The sequence below is a fragment of the Luteimonas terrae genome (genome assembly GCF_004358165.1).
Lineage (GTDB): Bacteria > Pseudomonadota > Gammaproteobacteria > Xanthomonadales > Xanthomonadaceae > Luteimonas > Luteimonas terrae.
On the sequence record NZ_SMTG01000002.1, the window covers coordinates 1 to 14,990 of the forward strand.

General features: G+C 64.9%; 27 protein-coding genes. All 27 read left to right on the forward strand.

Annotated elements, in window-relative coordinates:
- Positions 1-607 precede the first annotated feature (607 nt).
- A complete protein-coding gene (gene rpsJ, locus E2F49_RS00010) occupies positions 608-919 on the forward strand; it encodes a 30S ribosomal protein S10 (RefSeq protein WP_047137645.1) in 312 nt (103 codons plus the stop codon).
- A gap of 10 nt (positions 920-929) precedes the next feature.
- A complete protein-coding gene (gene rplC / locus E2F49_RS00015) occupies positions 930-1,583 on the forward strand; it encodes a 50S ribosomal protein L3 (protein ID WP_055246831.1) in 654 nt (217 codons plus the stop codon).
- An 11-nt stretch (positions 1,584-1,594) separates the two neighbouring features.
- The gene (gene rplD / locus E2F49_RS00020; protein ID WP_096008893.1) at positions 1,595-2,200 is read left to right on the forward strand and encodes a 50S ribosomal protein L4; all 606 of its coding nucleotides are present in this window, start codon (positions 1,595-1,597) and stop codon (positions 2,198-2,200) included.
- Positions 2,197-2,496 carry a 50S ribosomal protein L23 gene (gene rplW, locus E2F49_RS00025; protein WP_047137642.1) on the forward strand — a complete coding sequence of 100 codons (300 nt, stop codon included), beginning with the start codon at positions 2,197-2,199 and terminating at the stop codon, positions 2,494-2,496. Before rplD ends, rplW begins: the two co-directional genes overlap by 4 nt.
- Positions 2,497-2,506: 10 nt before the next feature.
- Positions 2,507-3,334, forward strand: coding sequence for a 50S ribosomal protein L2 (gene rplB / locus E2F49_RS00030; RefSeq protein ID WP_055246835.1), 828 nt, complete (start codon positions 2,507-2,509; stop codon positions 3,332-3,334).
- A 6-nt stretch (positions 3,335-3,340) separates the two neighbouring features.
- Entirely contained in the window at positions 3,341-3,613 is a 273-nt protein-coding gene (gene rpsS / locus E2F49_RS00035; RefSeq protein ID WP_055246837.1) for a 30S ribosomal protein S19, read from the forward strand.
- Positions 3,614-3,623: 10 nt separating this feature from the next.
- Positions 3,624-4,016: a 50S ribosomal protein L22 gene (rplV, locus tag E2F49_RS00040; protein ID WP_055246839.1), complete on the forward strand. Its 393-nt coding sequence runs from the start codon at positions 3,624-3,626 to the stop codon at positions 4,014-4,016.
- A gap of 1 nt (position 4,017) precedes the next feature.
- Positions 4,018-4,752 carry a 30S ribosomal protein S3 gene (rpsC, locus tag E2F49_RS00045; RefSeq protein ID WP_055246840.1) on the forward strand — a complete coding sequence of 245 codons (735 nt, stop codon included), beginning with the start codon at positions 4,018-4,020 and terminating at the stop codon, positions 4,750-4,752.
- A gap of 2 nt (positions 4,753-4,754) precedes the next feature.
- Positions 4,755-5,168, forward strand: a complete 414-nt coding sequence (gene rplP, locus E2F49_RS00050) for a 50S ribosomal protein L16 (RefSeq protein ID WP_055246842.1) — start codon at positions 4,755-4,757, stop codon at positions 5,166-5,168.
- Positions 5,168-5,356, forward strand: coding sequence for a 50S ribosomal protein L29 (gene rpmC / locus E2F49_RS00055; protein ID WP_055246845.1), 189 nt, complete (start codon positions 5,168-5,170; stop codon positions 5,354-5,356). Before rplP ends, rpmC begins: the two co-directional genes overlap by 1 nt.
- A gap of 10 nt (positions 5,357-5,366) precedes the next feature.
- Positions 5,367-5,627, forward strand: coding sequence for a 30S ribosomal protein S17 (gene rpsQ / locus E2F49_RS00060; protein WP_055246847.1), 261 nt, complete (start codon positions 5,367-5,369; stop codon positions 5,625-5,627).
- 13 nt (positions 5,628-5,640) lie between these two features.
- The gene (rplN, locus tag E2F49_RS00065) at positions 5,641-6,009 is read left to right on the forward strand and encodes a 50S ribosomal protein L14 (RefSeq protein WP_055246849.1); all 369 of its coding nucleotides are present in this window, start codon (positions 5,641-5,643) and stop codon (positions 6,007-6,009) included.
- Between the two features lie 14 nt (positions 6,010-6,023).
- On the forward strand, positions 6,024-6,341 hold the full coding sequence (rplX, locus tag E2F49_RS00070; RefSeq protein WP_055246852.1) for a 50S ribosomal protein L24: 318 nt from the start codon (positions 6,024-6,026) through the stop codon (positions 6,339-6,341).
- A gap of 11 nt (positions 6,342-6,352) precedes the next feature.
- Positions 6,353-6,895 (forward strand): 50S ribosomal protein L5, encoded by a 543-nt coding sequence (gene rplE, locus E2F49_RS00075; RefSeq protein WP_055246854.1) that lies wholly within the window; start codon positions 6,353-6,355, stop codon positions 6,893-6,895.
- A gap of 18 nt (positions 6,896-6,913) precedes the next feature.
- Positions 6,914-7,219 carry a 30S ribosomal protein S14 gene (rpsN, locus tag E2F49_RS00080; protein ID WP_055246856.1) on the forward strand — a complete coding sequence of 102 codons (306 nt, stop codon included), beginning with the start codon at positions 6,914-6,916 and terminating at the stop codon, positions 7,217-7,219.
- Between the two features lie 139 nt (positions 7,220-7,358).
- On the forward strand, positions 7,359-7,754 hold the full coding sequence (rpsH, locus tag E2F49_RS00085; protein ID WP_055246858.1) for a 30S ribosomal protein S8: 396 nt from the start codon (positions 7,359-7,361) through the stop codon (positions 7,752-7,754).
- Positions 7,755-7,768: 14 nt separating this feature from the next.
- Positions 7,769-8,296 carry a 50S ribosomal protein L6 gene (gene rplF / locus E2F49_RS00090; protein ID WP_055246860.1) on the forward strand — a complete coding sequence of 176 codons (528 nt, stop codon included), beginning with the start codon at positions 7,769-7,771 and terminating at the stop codon, positions 8,294-8,296.
- 89 nt (positions 8,297-8,385) lie between these two features.
- Positions 8,386-8,742: a 50S ribosomal protein L18 gene (gene rplR, locus E2F49_RS00095; RefSeq protein ID WP_055249737.1), complete on the forward strand. Its 357-nt coding sequence runs from the start codon at positions 8,386-8,388 to the stop codon at positions 8,740-8,742.
- 167 nt (positions 8,743-8,909) lie between these two features.
- Entirely contained in the window at positions 8,910-9,449 is a 540-nt protein-coding gene (gene rpsE, locus E2F49_RS00100) for a 30S ribosomal protein S5 (RefSeq protein ID WP_055246861.1), read from the forward strand.
- A complete protein-coding gene (gene rpmD, locus E2F49_RS00105; protein ID WP_055246863.1) occupies positions 9,442-9,639 on the forward strand; it encodes a 50S ribosomal protein L30 in 198 nt (65 codons plus the stop codon). Before rpsE ends, rpmD begins: the two co-directional genes overlap by 8 nt.
- Before the next feature lie 5 nt (positions 9,640-9,644).
- Complete coding sequence (gene rplO / locus E2F49_RS00110; RefSeq protein ID WP_133392119.1) at positions 9,645-10,079, forward strand: 50S ribosomal protein L15; 435 nt, start codon at positions 9,645-9,647, stop codon at positions 10,077-10,079.
- A gap of 5 nt (positions 10,080-10,084) precedes the next feature.
- On the forward strand, positions 10,085-11,455 hold the full coding sequence (gene secY, locus E2F49_RS00115) for a preprotein translocase subunit SecY (RefSeq protein WP_055246866.1): 1,371 nt from the start codon (positions 10,085-10,087) through the stop codon (positions 11,453-11,455).
- Positions 11,456-11,839: 384 nt separating this feature from the next.
- Positions 11,840-12,196 (forward strand): 30S ribosomal protein S13, encoded by a 357-nt coding sequence (rpsM, locus tag E2F49_RS00120; RefSeq protein WP_055246867.1) that lies wholly within the window; start codon positions 11,840-11,842, stop codon positions 12,194-12,196.
- 12 nt (positions 12,197-12,208) lie between these two features.
- On the forward strand, positions 12,209-12,598 hold the full coding sequence (rpsK, locus tag E2F49_RS00125) for a 30S ribosomal protein S11 (RefSeq protein ID WP_055246868.1): 390 nt from the start codon (positions 12,209-12,211) through the stop codon (positions 12,596-12,598).
- 14 nt (positions 12,599-12,612) lie between these two features.
- Entirely contained in the window at positions 12,613-13,248 is a 636-nt protein-coding gene (rpsD, locus tag E2F49_RS00130) for a 30S ribosomal protein S4 (RefSeq protein WP_055246869.1), read from the forward strand.
- Between the two features lie 56 nt (positions 13,249-13,304).
- On the forward strand, positions 13,305-14,303 hold the full coding sequence (locus E2F49_RS00135; protein ID WP_055246870.1) for a DNA-directed RNA polymerase subunit alpha: 999 nt from the start codon (positions 13,305-13,307) through the stop codon (positions 14,301-14,303).
- 183 nt (positions 14,304-14,486) lie between these two features.
- The gene (gene rplQ / locus E2F49_RS00140; protein WP_055246872.1) at positions 14,487-14,867 is read left to right on the forward strand and encodes a 50S ribosomal protein L17; all 381 of its coding nucleotides are present in this window, start codon (positions 14,487-14,489) and stop codon (positions 14,865-14,867) included.
- Positions 14,868-14,990: the final 123 nt, after the last annotated feature.

Below are 14,990 nucleotides of genomic sequence, written 5' to 3' on the forward strand. Positions count from 1 at the left end.
CGGCGCCGGCGTGGTGGCCAAGATCATCAAGTGACGTGATGTCCCGAGCGCGCCAAGGCGCGCTCGGCTGCCGTTACGTCATCCCTGCGAAAGCGAGACCCAGTGTCTGAGGCTTTGCCCGTAAAGCCCGAATGCCCCTGGATTCCCGCCTACACGGGAACGACGATCAAGAGCATCACCCCCGGCACGCCGGGATGATGCCCAAGCGAACGGACCGGCCTCCCGGTCCGTTCCGCTTTTCGCAGGGCAGGGACTTGCGCCGGCCCTTCGCTACCCGCTAGAATGCAAGACCCCTGCGGAATTGTCGTTTTTGACGTGCCTGCGGGATCGCGAAATGAGGTGCAGGACGCCCTCGTCTTCGCCAGACACGGAAATGTCGCGAGGCTGTGCTCCACCCGTTCCGGAATTGTCCGGAGCACGAAGGGATGGAGCGGATCACCGCGTCTGTATTTCTGATGTCTGGGCGGATCGGGAAACCGGTCTGCCTTTCGTGTTTGCAGGGAACGGCCCCGGGGCGCGGGTGAATGCCTCGGACAGCCACGAATCAATGGGGTTCTGCGCACCCAGCCGCAGGCCCGTCGCTCTTTCAACCAAGGATATTTCCGTCATGACGGACCAAAAGATCCGGATCCGCCTCAAGGCATTCGATCACCGCCTGATCGATCGCTCGGCCAGCGAGATCGTCGAGACCGCCAAGCGTACCGGTGCACAGGTGCGCGGCCCGATCCCGCTGCCGACCAAGATCGAGCGTTACACCATCCTGACGTCGCCGCACGTCGACAAGGATGCGCGTGACCAGTACGAGACCCGCACGCACAAGCGCGTGCTGGACATCGTCGACCCGAACGACAAGACCGTTGATGCGCTGATGAAGCTCGAGCTCGCAGCCGGCGTCGACGTCCAGATCAAGCTGACCTGAGGACCGCACCATGACCGCGAAGATTCATTCGTTGGGCATCGTCGGCCGCAAGGCCGGCATGAGCCGCGTGTTCACCGAAGACGGCAAGTCCGTGCCGGTGACGCTGATCGAGGCGACCCCGAACCGCATCACCCAGATCAAGACCGTCGAAACCGACGGTTACAGCGCCGTGCAGATCACCGCTGGCGTCAAGCGTGCATCGCTGCTCAACAAGCCCGAAACCGGTCACCTCGCCAAGGCGAAGGTCGAAGCCGGCCGTGGCCTGTGGGAGCTCCGCGTGGCCGACGACAAGATCGCCGACTTCAGCGTCGGTGGCGAGATCAAGGCCGACATCTTCGAAGTGGGCCAGATCGTCGACGTCCAGGGCGTCACGAAGGGCAAGGGCTTCCAGGGCACGATCAAGCGCTGGAACTTCAAGATGGGCGACGCGACGCACGGTAACTCGCTGTCGCACCGCCAGCCGGGTTCGCTCGGTCAGCGCCAGACGCCGGGCCGCGTGTTTCCGGGCAAGAAGATGTCCGGCCACATGGGTGCCGACCAGCAGACCACGCAGCGCCTGCAGATCGTCCAGGTCGACGCCGAGCGCGGCCTGATCGCCGTCAAGGGCGCCGTCCCCGGCGCGCCGGGTGGCGACGTGATCGTGCGTCCGTCGAGCAAGGCATAAGGAGTAGCACGATGGAACTCGCAATCAACAACAGCAGCACGAAGCTGTCGGTCTCCGACGAGGTCTTCGGCCGTGATTTCAGCGAAGACCTGGTCCACCAGGTCGTCGTGGCCTACCGTAACGCCGGTCGCGCCGGTACCAAGGCGCAGAAGACCCGTTCGGAAGTCAACGGCACCACCAAGAAGTCGAAGAAGCAGAAGGGTGGTGGCGCACGTCACGGCGCCCTGACCGCTCCGATCTTCGTCGGTGGCGGCGTGACGTTCGCGGCCAAGCCGCGCAGCTTCGCGCAGAAGGTCAACCGCAAGATGTACCGCGCGGCGATGTCGGCGATCCTGTCCGAGCTCAACCGCCAGGGTCGTCTGACGATCGTCGAAGCCTTCGACCTGACCGAGACGAAGACCAGCGGCATGGTCGCCAAGCTCAAGGAATTCGATCTGGGCAAGCGCCCGCTGATCGTGACCGAAGACGCTTCGGAGCACCTGTACCTGTCGGCACGCAACCTGCCGTACGTCGAGATCCGCGACGTGCAGGGCCTGGATCCGGTCGCGCTGGTCGGCGCCGATTCCGTGCTGATCACCACCGATGCGGTGAAGAAGATCGAGGAGTGGCTGGCATGAACGACGCCAAGCTCTATGAAGTGATCCGTGCGCCGCGCGTGTCCGAAAAGACCGCGCGCCTGCAGGAAGTGTCCAACCAGTACGCGTTCGAAGTGTCGACGGTCGCCACCAAGGCCGACATCAAGGCCGCGGTCGAGAAGCTGTTCGACGTCAAGGTCGAAGCGGTCAACGTGGTCAACGTGAAGGGCAAGAACAAGTCCTTCCGTCAGCGCCAGGGCAGCCGCGGCGACTGGCGCAAGGCCTACGTGAAGCTGGCCGATGGCCAGTCGATCGACGTCATGAACGCGAAGGTCTGAGGAAGCCCCGATGCCATTGATGAAGTTCAAGCCCACGTCTGCCGGCCGCCGTTCCGCGGTCCGCGTCGTGCATCCCGATCTGCACAAGGGTGCGCCGCACGCCGCGCTGGTCGAGAAGAAGACCAACACCGGTGGTCGCAACCACCACGGCCGCATCACCACCCGTCACATCGGTGGTGGTCACAAGCAGCACTACCGCATCGTCGATTTCAAGCGGGACAAGGAAGGCATTCCGGCGCGCGTGGAGCGCATCGAGTATGACCCGAACCGTACCGCTCACATCGCGCTGCTGTGCTATGTCGACGGCGAGCGCCGTTACATCATCGCGCCGAAGGGTCTGAAGGCCGGCGACCAGGTGATCTCCGGTTCGGACGCGCCGATCAAGACCGGCAACACCCTGCCGCTGCGCAACATCCCGGTCGGTTCGACCATTCACTGCATCGAGATGAAGCCGGGCAAGGGTGCGCAGATCGCGCGTGCCGCCGGTGCCGGCGTGCAGCTGGTCTCGCGCGAAGGCGTCTACGCCACCGTGCGTCTGCGTTCGGGCGAAGTCCGTCGCGTGCCGTCCGAGTGCCGCGCCACCATCGGCGAGGTCAGCAACGACGAGCACAGCCTCGAGAAGCTGGGCAAGGCCGGTGCCAAGCGCTGGCGCGGCGTCAAGCCGACCGTCCGCGGTGCGGCCATGAATCCGGTCGACCATCCGCACGGCGGTGGTGAGGCCAAGGCCGGTCAGGGCAACCCGCACCCGGTTACCCCGTGGGGCGTCCCGACCAAGGGCTACAAGACCCGCCACAACAAGCGGACGCAGCAGTTCATCGTGCGCGATCGCAGGAGCTGATAGACCATGGCACGTTCACTCAAGAAGGGTCCGTTCGTCGACCACCACCTCGTCAAGAAGGTGGAAGCCGCGGGCACCAACACCAAGAAGCCGATCAAGACCTGGTCGCGTCGCTCGATGGTCCTGCCGGACATGATCGGTTTCACCATCGCCATCCACAACGGCAAGAACCACGTCCCGGTGCTGGTCAACGAGAACATGGTGGGCCACAAGCTCGGCGAATTCGCGCTGACCCGGACCTTCAAGGGTCACGGCGGCGACAAGAAGTCGGGCAGGTAAGGAGCGCACAATGGACAAGGCAACGAAAGCCCGCCTCGAAGAGCAGAAGCGCGCTCGCACCGAGGTCAACAAGCGCACCGCGATCCTTCGCACCGCGCGCATCTCGCCGCAGAAGGCACGTCTGGTCGCCGACCAGGTCCGTGGTCTGCCGGTCGAGCGCGCCGTCGGCCTGCTGAAGTTCTCGGACAAGAAAGCCGCTCACATGATCAAGAAGGTCGTCGAGTCGGCCATCGCCAACGCCGAGAACAACGCTGGCGCCGACGTCGACGAGCTGAAGATCGCCACCATCACGGTCGACGAAGGTCCGACGCTGAAGCGCTTCATGGCGCGCGCGAAGGGACGCGGTACCCGCATCCTCAAGCGCACCAGCCACATCACCGTCGTCGTGGGAGAGGGCAAGTAATATGGGTCACAAAGTTCATCCCATCGGCATCCGCCTCGGCATCGCCAAGGACTGGAACTCCAAGTGGTATGCCGGCAAGAAGGAATACGCCGAATACCTCGCCGCCGACCTGAAGGTCCGCGAGATGCTGCGCAAGCGTCTCGCCCAGGCGGGCATCAGCAAGATCCTGATCGAGCGTCCGGCCAAGACGGCGCGCGTGACGATCCACACCGCCCGTCCGGGCGTGGTGATCGGCAAGCGCGGTGAGGACATCGAGAAGCTGCGCAAGGACGTCAGCGACATGATGGGCGTTCCGGCGCACATCAACGTCACCGAAGTCCGCAAGCCGGAACTCGACGCGCAGCTGGTCGCCGAGTCGATCGCGCAGCAGCTCGAGCGCCGCATCATGTTCCGCCGCGCGATGAAGCGCGCCGTCGGCAACGCGATGCGTCTGGGCGCGCTGGGCATCAAGGTCAACGTCGCCGGTCGCCTCAACGGCGCCGAGATCGCGCGTTCGGAGTGGTACCGCGAAGGCCGCGTGCCGCTGCACACCCTCCGCGCCGACATCGACTACGGCTTTGCCGAGGCGTCGACGACCTACGGGATCATCGGCATCAAGACCTGGATCTACAAGGGCGAAATCTTCGATTTCAGCCAGGTGGGTCAGGAGAAGCAGGACGACACGCCGCGCGAGCGTGGTGATCGCGGTGACCGCGAACGCCGTGGCCCGCGTCGCGAGCGCGAGGCGAGGGACTAATCATGCTGCAACCCAAGCGAACCAAATACCGCAAGATGCACAAGGGCCGTAACGACGGCCTGTCGTGGAGCGGAAACGCAGTCAGCTTCGGCGAGTTCGGCCTCAAGGCCACCGCGACCGGCCAGCTGACCGCACGTCAGATCGAAGCCGGTCGTCGCACCATCAGCCGTCACGTCAAGCGCGGCGGCAAGATGTGGATCCGCGTGTTCCCGGACAAGCCGATCACCAAGAAGCCGATCGAAGTCCGAATGGGCTCCGGCAAGGGCAGCGTCGAGTACTGGGTCGCGCAGATCCAGCCCGGCCGCATGATCTTCGAGATCGAGGGCGTCGAGGAGACGGTGGCACGCGAAGCGTTCCGCCTGGCCGCCGCGAAGCTGTCGGTCACCACCCAATTCGTGACCCGGACGGTGCGCTGATGGCTACGACCAAGGAACTCCGCGAGAAGTCGGCAGAGGAGCTGCAGTCGCACCTCCTCGACCTGCACAAGGAGCGTTTCTCGCTCCGCATGCAGAAGGCCACCGGCCAGCTGACCAAGACGCATGAAGCCCGTCGGGTGCGCCGCGAGATCGCGCGCGTCAACACCCTGATCGGCCAGAAGAAGTAAGGACCCGACCATGAATACCGAGAAGAAGCAGCGTACGGTCCAGGGCCGCGTGGTCAGCAACAAGATGGACAAGACGGTCACCGTTCTGGTCGAGCGTCAGGTCAAGCACGCGCTGTACGGCAAGTACATCAAGCGCTCGACCAAGCTCCATGCCCACGACGCCGACAACGCGTGTCAGGAAGGCGACCTGGTGAAGGTCGTCGAGATCGCACCGATGTCGAAGACCAAGAACTGGCGCGTGGCGGAAATCGTCACCCGCGCCGCCGAATAACGAGGAGCTCGAAATGATCCAGATGCAGAGCCACCTCGACGTGGCGGACAACAGCGGTGCCAAGGAAGTGATGTGCATCAAGGTGCTGGGCGGCTCGAAGCGCCGTTACGCCGGCATCGGCGACATCATCAAGGTGTCGATCAAGGAAGCGATTCCGCGCGGCAAGGTCAAGAAGGGCGAGGTCTACGACGCCGTCGTGGTGCGTACCCGCAAGGGTGTGCGTCGCGCCGACGGTTCGCTGATCCGCTTCGACGGCAACGCCGCCGTGTTGCTCAACAACAAGCAGGAGCCGATCGGCACCCGCATCTTCGGGCCCGTGACCCGTGAGCTTCGTTCCGAGAAGTTCATGAAGATCGTGTCGCTCGCGCCCGAAGTGCTCTGAGCGGAGATAGAACAATGTCCAATCGAATCAAGAAGGGCGACCACGTGGTCGTGATCGCCGGCAAGGACAAGGGCAAGCGTGGTGACGTGGTGCGCGTGATCGGCGAGAAGGTCGTCGTCTCGAACATCAACATCGTCAAGCGCCACACCAAGCCCAATCCGCAGGCCGGTCAGGCCGGTGGCGTGGTCGAGCGCGAAGCGCCGATCCATGCATCGAACGTGATGCCGTTCAACCCTGCCACCGGCAAGGGCGAGCGCATCGGAACCAAGAAGCTCGAGGATGGCCGCACGCTGCGCGTGTTCCGCTCGAGCGGTGAGGCGCTCGACGCCTGAGGAATGCAGAAATGACGACCCGTCTGGAACAGTTCTACAAGGATGAGGTGGTGCCGAAGCTGATGAAGCAGTTCGGCTACGCCAACATCATGCAGGTCCCGCGCCTGACCAAGATCACGCTCAATATGGGCGTGGGCGAGGCTGCCGCGAACAAGAAGGTGCTCGAGAACGCCACCGCCGACATGGCCAAGATCAGCGGCCAGAAGCCGCTGGTGACCAAGTCGCGCGTGTCGGTCGCCTCGTTCAAGATCCGTGACGGCTGGCCGATCGGCTGCAAGGTCACGCTGCGTCGCAACGGCATGTACGAGTTCCTCGACCGCCTGGTCAACGTCGCGCTGCCGCGCGTCCGCGACTTCCGCGGCGTGTCGGGCCGTTCGTTCGACGGTCGCGGCAACTACAACATGGGCGTGAAGGAACAGATCATCTTCCCGGAAATCGACTTCGACGCCGTCGACGCGATCCGCGGTATGGATATCGCCATCACGACCACCGCCCGCACCAACGAAGAAGCCAAGGCGCTGCTGGAAGCCTTTCGCTTCCCGTTCCGCAACTGATCGAAAGGCAGAGCATTTATGGCAAAGACGTCCATGATCAACCGCGAGGCCAAGCGCGCGAAGCTGGCCAAGCAGCACGCCGAAAAGCGTGAGGCGCTGAAGAAGATCATCAGCAGCCCGACTGCCGGTTACGAAGAAAAGGCCGATGCGGTGACCAAGCTGCAGAAGCTGCCGCGCGATTCGTCGCCGGCCCGCCAGACCACGCGTTGCGCCCTGTCGGGCCGCCCGCGTGCCGTCTACAGCAAGTTCGGCCTGGGCCGCAACAAGCTGCGCGAAGCCACCATGCGTGGCGACGTGCCCGGCCTGCGCAAGGCCAGCTGGTAAGCGTGTCCTCTTCGGGTCTGGCGCTCGCGCGTCAGACCTGTAGAATACCGCCCCTCACGCTGTACCCCGTCCGGTCCCGGTCGGGTCAAAAACTAGTGTTCGCGCAAGCGGATATCGGTGCACTCATAAGGTACTCATCATGAGCATGACTGATCCAATCGCCGACATGTTCGTCCGCATTCGCAATGCGGCGGCTGTCGGCAAGCAGACGGTGAAAATGCCGTCCTCCAAGATCAAGGTCGCGATCGCCAACGTCCTCAAGGACGAGGGCTACATCGGCGACGTCCGCGTGACCGAGAACGGCGGCAAGGCCGAGCTCGAGATCGTGCTGAAGTATTACGAAGGCCGCCCGGTCATCGAGACCCTGAAGCGCTTCTCGCGCTCGGGCCTGCGCCAGTACCGTGGCAAGGACGCGCTGCCGAAGGTCCTCAACGGCCTGGGCATCTCCATCATTTCCACGTCGAAGGGCATCATGACCGACGCGCAGGCACGCCAGCAGGGTGTCGGCGGTGAAGTCCTGTGCTTCGTGGCCTAAGGGAGTAACGGATCATGTCCCGCGTCGCCAAGAAGCCGATCGCCCTTCCGAAGGGCGTTGAACTCAACATCCAGGCCGACCAGGTCAGCGTCAAGGGCCCCAAGGGCACCCTGTCGCTGGACAAGCCGTCCTACATCGACATCAAGGTCGAGGACGGCAGCGCACAGCTGTCGGCCAACGACCCGCAGCACATCGCGCTGACCGGCACCCTGCGTGCCATCGTCGCGAACATGGTGCACGGCGTGTCCGAAGGCTTCGAGCGCAAGCTCGAGCTGGTCGGCGTCGGTTACCGTGCCGCGCTGCAGGGCAAGGACCTCAACCTCTCGCTGGGCTTCTCGCACCCGGTCGTGTTCCAGGCGCCGGAAGGCATCACCCTGAGCACGCCGACCCAGACCGAAATTCTGGTCCAGGGCGCCGACAAGCAGCTCGTCGGCCAGGTCGCCGCCAAGATCCGCGGTTTCCGTCCGCCGGAGCCCTACAAGGGCAAGGGCGTGAAGTACTCCAACGAAACCATCATCCGCAAGGAAGCCAAGAAGGCCTAAGCGTGCGGGTGCGCACCGCGCGGGTGCCGGCAACGCCGGTCCCGTCGCGGAGCACCGGACTCTCCTTCAGCTTCCACGAGGTCATCGACATGAGCATCAAGAACACCGCCCGCCTGCGCCGCGCCAAGAGCACGCGCTCGCACATCCGCACCCTGGGCGTGCCGCGCCTGTCGGTGCTGCGCACCGGTCAGCACATCTACGCCCAGCTGTTCAATTCGGACGGTTCGGTCGTGCTGGCGGCTGCCAACACCACCCAGGCCGACGTCAAGTCGGGTCTGAAGAACGGCAAGAACGCCGACGCCGCATCCGCGGTTGGTCGCGCGATCGCCGAGAAGGCCAAGGCCGCGGGCATCGAGAAGGTCGCGTTCGACCGCTCGGGCTACCGCTACCACGGTCGCATCAAGGCACTCGCCGACGCTGCCCGCGAGGGTGGTCTGCAGTTCTGATCCACACGCTGTCGTCGCCGGGTCCCGCGCCCGGCGTCGCCTGACGCGCCGGCACGCGATGTGCCGGACGCCCGCGACCTTCTGTGCCGCGATCGCGTTCCACCGGTCCACGTCACAACTCCAAGCGGCCCGAGCCGTACATCCTTCTTCCACTACAGGCAACAACGATGGCAAATGAACGCGAAAACCGCGGTCGCGATCGCAATCGCGACCGTGAGGAAATCGACGACGGCATGATCGAGAAGCTGATCACGGTCAACCGTGTCAGCAAGACCGTCAAGGGCGGCCGCCAGTTCACCTTCACCGCGCTGACGGTCGTCGGCGACGGCAACGGCAAGGTCGGCTTCGGTTACGGCAAGGCGCGCGAAGTGCCGGTCGCGATCCAGAAGTCGATGGAGCAGGCCCGCAAGAACCAGAAGAGCGTCGACCTCAACGGCACCACCCTGTGGCACACCGTGAAGTCGCGCCACGGCGCCGCCAGCGTCTTCATGCAGCCGGCCTCCGAAGGTACCGGCGTGATCGCCGGTGGCGCGATGCGCGCCGTGCTCGAAGCCGTCGGCGTCAAGGACGTGCTGGCCAAGGCCGTGGGTTCGCGCAACCCGATCAACCTGGTGCGCGCCACGATCCGCGGCCTCGACGAGATGCACTCGCCGGCGCAGATCGCTGCCAAGCGCGGCAAGAAGCTCGAGGACATCACCAATGGCTAAGAACGAGAACGCCGGCGGCACCGTCAAGGTGCGTCTGGTCAAGGGCATGCGCGGCTCGCAGGCCAAGCACCGCCTGTCGGTGAAGGCGCTGGGCCTCAACAAGCTCAACGACGTGCGCGAACTGAAGGACAGCCCGCAGGTCCGTGGCCTGATCAACAAGGTCCACTACCTGGTCCGGGTCGAGGAGTAATCGATATGAAGCTCAACACTCTCAAGCCCGCAGCGGGCGCCCGCACCGAGCGCGTCCGCGTCGGTCGCGGTATCGGTTCGGGCCTGGGCAAGACTGCCGGCCGCGGCCACAAGGGTTCGTTCGCGCGCGCCGGCAAGGGCAAGATCAAGGCCGGCTTCGAAGGCGGCCAGATGCCGCTGCGCAAGCGTCTGCCGAAGGTCGGTTTCCGCTCCAAGCTCAAGCTCGACACCGCCGAGGTGATGCTCTACCAGCTCGACAGGCTCGATGGCGACATCGACTTCGCCGCGCTGCGTGCCGCCAAGCTGGTGCCCAGCACCGCCAAGCGCGCGAAGATCGTCAAGAAGGGCGAGATCAGCAAGAAGCTCGTGCTCAAGGGCGTGCTGGCGACCGTCGGTGCCCGTGAGGCGATCGAAGCCGCTGGCGGCAAGGTCGAGGAGTAAGCCGGATGTCGCGAAGCGGCAGCGCAATGGGTGGGGTCGGCGCCGGGCTCGGTAAGTTCACCGAGCTCCGCCAGCGCCTGCTGTTCGTGCTCGGTGCGTTGATCGTCTACCGCATCGGGTGCTTCATTCCGGTGCCGGGCGTCAATCCCGAGGCCATGCTGCAGCTGATGGAGCAGCAGGAAGGCACCATCGTGGACATGTTCAACATGTTCTCCGGTGGTGCGCTCTCGCGCTTCAGCCTGTTCGCGCTGAACGTGATCCCGTACATCTCCGCATCGATCGTCATGCAGCTGCTGGTGCAGGTGGTGCCGAGCCTGAAGGCCATCCAGAAGGAAGGCGAGTCGGGCCGTCGCCGGATCACCCAGTGGTCGCGCATCGGCGCGATTCCGCTGGCGATCTTCCAGTCGGCGGGCATCGCGGTGGCGCTGCAGAGCTCGGGTGCCAACAACGGCATTCCGGTCGTCTACGCGCCGGGCATGGGCTTCGTGCTGACCGCGATCGTCGCGCTCACCGCGGGCACCATGTTCCTGGTGTGGCTGGGCGAGCAGGTGACCGAGCGCGGCATCGGCAACGGTGTGTCGCTGATCATCTTCGCCGGCATCGTGGCGGGTCTGCCGGGCGCCGTGCTGGGTACGTTCGACTCGCTGCGCAGCGGCGACATGAGCCCGATCGCGGCGATCCTGCTGGTGGCCGTTGTGCTGGCGGCGGTGTTCTTCGTGGTGTTCGTCGAGCGCGGCCAACGCCGCATCACGGTCAACTACGCACGCCGCCAGGGCGGTCGCAACGCGTACATGAACCAGAGCTCGTTCCTGCCGCTCAAGCTCAACATGGCAGGCGTGATTCCGGCGATCTTCGCGTCATCGATCATCATGTTCCCGGCGACGGTGACGACGTGGTTCGGCGAGGCGACGGCCTCGGGCGGCTGGCAGCAGACGCTGCAGCGCGTGGCCCAGGCGATCTCGCCCGGCGAGCCGCTGTACGTGCTGCTGTTCGCGGGTCTGATCGCGGGCTTCGCGTTCTTCTACACCGCGCTGGTGTTCAACAGCCAGGAAACGGCCGACAACCTGAAGAAGTCGGGCGCGCTGATTCCGGGCATCCGCCCGGGCAAGGCGACCGCCGACTACATCGATGGTGTGCTGACCCGCCTTACGGCAGTCGGCGCGGCGTACCTGGTGCTGGTGTGTCTGCTGCCGGAGTTCATGCGTGCCGAGTTCGGCAGCTCCTTCCACTTCGGCGGCACCTCGCTGCTGATCGTGGTGGTGGTGATCATGGACTTCATCGCGCAGGTCCAGTCGCACCTGATGTCGCACCAGTACGAGAGCCTGCTCAAGAAGGCGAACCTGAAGGGTTCGCGCGGCGGCCTGACCGGTCGTTGATGATGTGCCGGACGGCCTGACGGCCGTCCGGTCCTGTTTCCCGCGGCACGGGCACTCCCCGTGTCGCATCGCGCCACCGGCAGGTGGTGCACGAAATCCGGACGAATGCGCCGGATTTCAGATGGGCGACTCGCGCGGCGGTCTCGTGCGCGGGTGGTCCAGGAAGATCCGGGCGCCAGAGTAGCGCGCGGGGCAGGCGAGGGGATCCGTCCTTTCGCATTGCCGGTCCTGGACTGTCGCCGGAGCATGGGCACGCTCCCCATGCCGGGTCTGCTGGCGCCTCGGCGCCGTGGACTTCCCGAAACAACGAGGCCCTGCTATCATTTCTTGTTCCCTATTTGCCGGGATTGACCCCCTGGCAGCAAACCAGTTGGAGATCCGCGCATGGCGCGTATTGCAGGTGTGAACCTGCCTGCCCAGAAGCATGTCTGGGTTGGGCTTCAGAGCATCTACGGCATCGGCCGTACCCGTTCGAAGAAGGTCTGCGAAGCCGCAGGCGTCGATTCGACCACCAAGATCCGCGACCTGTCCGAGCCGGAAGTCGAGCGCCTGCGCTCGGAAGTCGGCAAGTACGTCGTCGAAGGCGACCTTCGCCGTGAGATCGGCATGGCCATCAAGCGTCTGATGGACCTGTCGTGCTATCGCGGCCTGCGTCACCGTCGCGGCCTCCCGCTGCGTGGCCAGCGCACCCGGACCAATGCCCGCACCCGCAAGGGTCCGCGCAAGGCCATCAAGAAGTAAGGAGCGCAGACCATGGCCAAGCCCGCAGCAAAGACCAAGAAGAAGATCAAGCGCGTCGTCACCGACGGCATCGCCCACGTCCACGCTTCGTTCAACAACACGATCATCACGATCACCGACCGCCAGGGCAACGCGCTCTCGTGGGCGACTTCCGGTGGCGCGGGTTTCCGCGGCTCGCGCAAGTCGACCCCGTTCGCCGCCCAGGTTGCCGCCGAAAAGGCCGGCAAGGTCGCCCTCGAGTACGGCGTGAAGTCGCTCGAAGTGCGCATCAAGGGCCCGGGTCCGGGACGTGAGTCGGCCGTGCGTTCGTTGAACAACGTCGGCTACAAGATCATCAACATCATCGACGTGACGCCCATCCCGCACAACGGGTGCCGTCCGCCGAAGAAGCGTCGCGTCTAAAGGAGCGATAAGAAATGGCTCGTTATATCGGTCCTACCTGTAAGCTCGCGCGCCGCGAAGGCGCCGACCTGTCCCTCAAGAGCCCGACCCGCGCGCTCGACTCGAAGTGCAAGCTGGAGCAGAAGCCCGGCCAGCACGGTGCCGGTACCGGCGCGCGTCGCAGCAAGCTGTCGGACTACGCCACCCAGCTGCGCGAGAAGCAGAAGGTCAAGCGTACCTACGGTCTGCTGGAACGCCAGTTCCGCAACTACTACAAGAAGGCGTCGAACAAGAAGGGCAACACGGGTGAAAACCTGCTGCAGCTCCTCGAGACGCGTCTCGACAACGTCATCTACCGTATGGGCTTCGCGGTGACCCGTCCGGCCGCGCGCCAGCTGGTGTCGCACCGTGGCGTGACGGTCAATGGCCAGTCGGTCAACCTGCCGTCCTACCAGGTCAAGGCGGGCGACGCGATCGCGCTGTCGGAGAAGGCACAGAAGCAGCTCCGCGTGCAGGAAGCGCTGACCGTGTGGTCGACGATGGACCTGTCGCCGTCGTGGGTCGAGGTCGACTCGAAGGCATTCAGCGGTGTGTTCAAGGCGGTCCCCGATCGTGGCGACCTGCCGGCTGACATCAACGAAGCGCTGATCGTCGAGCTGTACTCGAAGTAATTCAACCAGGTGTCGCCGCACCCATACGTGCGGCGATCCTCAGGAGACACACACACATGACGGCAACCGCCAACCAGGTCCTGCGTCCGCGCGGCCCGCAGATCGAACGTCTCGCGGGCAACCGCGCGAAGGTCGTGATCGAGCCGCTGGAGCGCGGGTACGGGCACACGCTGGGCAACGCCCTGCGTCGCGTGCTGCTGTCGTCGATTCCGGGCTTCGCGATCACCGAAGTCGAGATCGACGGCGTGCTGCACGAGTACAGCACCATCGAGGGTCTGCAGGAGGACGTGCTGGAAGTCCTGCTGAATCTCAAGGACGTCGCCATCCGCATGGGTACCGGCGAGAGCTCCACGCTGTCGCTGTCGAAGTCGGGTCCGGGCGTCGTCACCGCCGCCGACATCAAGACCGACCACAACGTCGAGATCCTCAACGGCGAGCACGTGATCTGCCATCTGACCAAGGATGCGTCGATCAACATGCGTCTGAAGATCGAGCGTGGTTTCGGCTACCAGCCGGCCGCCGCGCGTCGTCGTCCGGACGAGGAGACCCGCGCCATCGGTCGCCTGATGCTGGACGCGTCGTTCTCGCCGGTCCGCCGCGTGGCCTATGAGGTCGAGGCGGCCCGCGTCGAACAGCGCACCGACCTCGACAAGCTGGTCCTGGACATCGAGACCAACGGCACGATCGATGCCGAGGAAGCCGTGCGCACCGCCGCCGACATCCTCACCGACCAGCTGTCGGTGTTCGGCGACTTCACGCACCGCGACCGCGGCGCGGCGAAGCCGCAGGCCCCGGGCGTCGACCCGATCCTGCTGCGTCCGATCGATGATCTGGAGCTGACGGTGCGTTCGGCCAACTGCCTGAAGGCCGAGAGCATCTACTACATCGGCGACCTGATCCAGAAGACCGAAGTCGAACTGCTCAAGACCCCGAACCTCGGCAAGAAGTCGCTGACCGAGATCAAGGAAGTCCTGGCGCAGCGCGGCCTCGCGCTCGGCATGAAGCTCGAGAACTGGCCGCCGGTCGGCGTGTCGGCTCACGGCATGCTGGGCTGATGCAACACGGAGGGCGCGTCTTTCGGGACGCGCCTTCCGCATATCGCCAGACGGGCTTCGAGGCCCGCGGCGATCGCCGGTGACGGATCACCGGTTTTTCGGACCATCCGCAGTCCAAGTTCCACCGCCAGGACGGCGACAAGGCACCACACAGACCCATCATTTCCCAGAAGGATCCATCCCATGCGCCACCAGAAAGCCGGTCGCAAGTTCAACCGCACCAGCGCCCATCGCGAAGCGATGTTCCGCAACATGGCCGCTTCGCTGATCAAGAGCGAGCTGATCAAGACCACCCTGCCGAAGGCCAAGGAACTGCGCCGCGTCGCGGAGCCGCTGATCACCCTCGGCAAGATCGACAGCGTCGCCAACCGTCGCCTGGCCTTCGCGCGTCTGCGCGACAAGGAAGCCGTCGGCACGCTGTTCACCACCGTCGGCCCGCGCTACGCCGCGCGTCCGGGTGGTTACCTGCGCATCCTCAAGTGCGGCTTCCGTGCCGGCGACAACGCGCCGATGGCGTACGTCGAGCTGGTCGATCGCCCGCAGGCGTCCGTCGACGCCGAGTAATCGCATCCGTGGCGACCTTCGCCCCGCGCGAAGGTTCCCGTTACCGATGGAACAGAACCCCGGCCCAGGCCGGGGTTTCTGTTTTGGGCGGACGCACCGGATAATCGCCCGATTCCCATTGCC

Bases quoted from the DNA above. Each gene is read 5' to 3' on its own strand.
- secY (WP_055246866.1), top strand. From the start codon at position 10,085: ATGTCGCGAAGCGGCAGCGCAATGGGTGGGGTCGGCGCCGGGCTCGGT.
- rpsH (WP_055246858.1), top strand. From the start codon at position 7,359: ATGAGCATGACTGATCCAATCGCCGACATGTTCGTCCGCATTCGCAAT.
- rpsE (WP_055246861.1), top strand. From the start codon at position 8,910: ATGGCAAATGAACGCGAAAACCGCGGTCGCGATCGCAATCGCGACCGT.
- rplD (WP_096008893.1), top strand. From the start codon at position 1,595: ATGGAACTCGCAATCAACAACAGCAGCACGAAGCTGTCGGTCTCCGAC.
- rplX (WP_055246852.1), top strand. From the start codon at position 6,024: ATGTCCAATCGAATCAAGAAGGGCGACCACGTGGTCGTGATCGCCGGC.
- rpmD (WP_055246863.1), top strand. From the start codon at position 9,442: ATGGCTAAGAACGAGAACGCCGGCGGCACCGTCAAGGTGCGTCTGGTC.
- rpsJ (WP_047137645.1), top strand. From the start codon at position 608: ATGACGGACCAAAAGATCCGGATCCGCCTCAAGGCATTCGATCACCGC.
- rplF (WP_055246860.1), top strand. From the start codon at position 7,769: ATGTCCCGCGTCGCCAAGAAGCCGATCGCCCTTCCGAAGGGCGTTGAA.
- rpsM (WP_055246867.1), top strand. From the start codon at position 11,840: ATGGCGCGTATTGCAGGTGTGAACCTGCCTGCCCAGAAGCATGTCTGG.
- rpmC (WP_055246845.1), top strand. From the start codon at position 5,168: ATGGCTACGACCAAGGAACTCCGCGAGAAGTCGGCAGAGGAGCTGCAG.
- rplP (WP_055246842.1), top strand. From the start codon at position 4,755: ATGCTGCAACCCAAGCGAACCAAATACCGCAAGATGCACAAGGGCCGT.
- rpsC (WP_055246840.1), top strand. From the start codon at position 4,018: ATGGGTCACAAAGTTCATCCCATCGGCATCCGCCTCGGCATCGCCAAG.
- E2F49_RS00135 (WP_055246870.1), top strand. From the start codon at position 13,305: ATGACGGCAACCGCCAACCAGGTCCTGCGTCCGCGCGGCCCGCAGATC.
- rpsD (WP_055246869.1), top strand. From the start codon at position 12,613: ATGGCTCGTTATATCGGTCCTACCTGTAAGCTCGCGCGCCGCGAAGGC.
- rplV (WP_055246839.1), top strand. From the start codon at position 3,624: ATGGACAAGGCAACGAAAGCCCGCCTCGAAGAGCAGAAGCGCGCTCGC.
- rplQ (WP_055246872.1), top strand. From the start codon at position 14,487: ATGCGCCACCAGAAAGCCGGTCGCAAGTTCAACCGCACCAGCGCCCAT.
- rplN (WP_055246849.1), top strand. From the start codon at position 5,641: ATGATCCAGATGCAGAGCCACCTCGACGTGGCGGACAACAGCGGTGCC.
- rpsQ (WP_055246847.1), top strand. From the start codon at position 5,367: ATGAATACCGAGAAGAAGCAGCGTACGGTCCAGGGCCGCGTGGTCAGC.
- rplO (WP_133392119.1), top strand. From the start codon at position 9,645: ATGAAGCTCAACACTCTCAAGCCCGCAGCGGGCGCCCGCACCGAGCGC.
- rpsS (WP_055246837.1), top strand. From the start codon at position 3,341: ATGGCACGTTCACTCAAGAAGGGTCCGTTCGTCGACCACCACCTCGTC.
- rplR (WP_055249737.1), top strand. From the start codon at position 8,386: ATGAGCATCAAGAACACCGCCCGCCTGCGCCGCGCCAAGAGCACGCGC.
- rplE (WP_055246854.1), top strand. From the start codon at position 6,353: ATGACGACCCGTCTGGAACAGTTCTACAAGGATGAGGTGGTGCCGAAG.
- rplB (WP_055246835.1), top strand. From the start codon at position 2,507: ATGCCATTGATGAAGTTCAAGCCCACGTCTGCCGGCCGCCGTTCCGCG.
- rplW (WP_047137642.1), top strand. From the start codon at position 2,197: ATGAACGACGCCAAGCTCTATGAAGTGATCCGTGCGCCGCGCGTGTCC.
- rpsK (WP_055246868.1), top strand. From the start codon at position 12,209: ATGGCCAAGCCCGCAGCAAAGACCAAGAAGAAGATCAAGCGCGTCGTC.
- rplC (WP_055246831.1), top strand. From the start codon at position 930: ATGACCGCGAAGATTCATTCGTTGGGCATCGTCGGCCGCAAGGCCGGC.
- rpsN (WP_055246856.1), top strand. From the start codon at position 6,914: ATGGCAAAGACGTCCATGATCAACCGCGAGGCCAAGCGCGCGAAGCTG.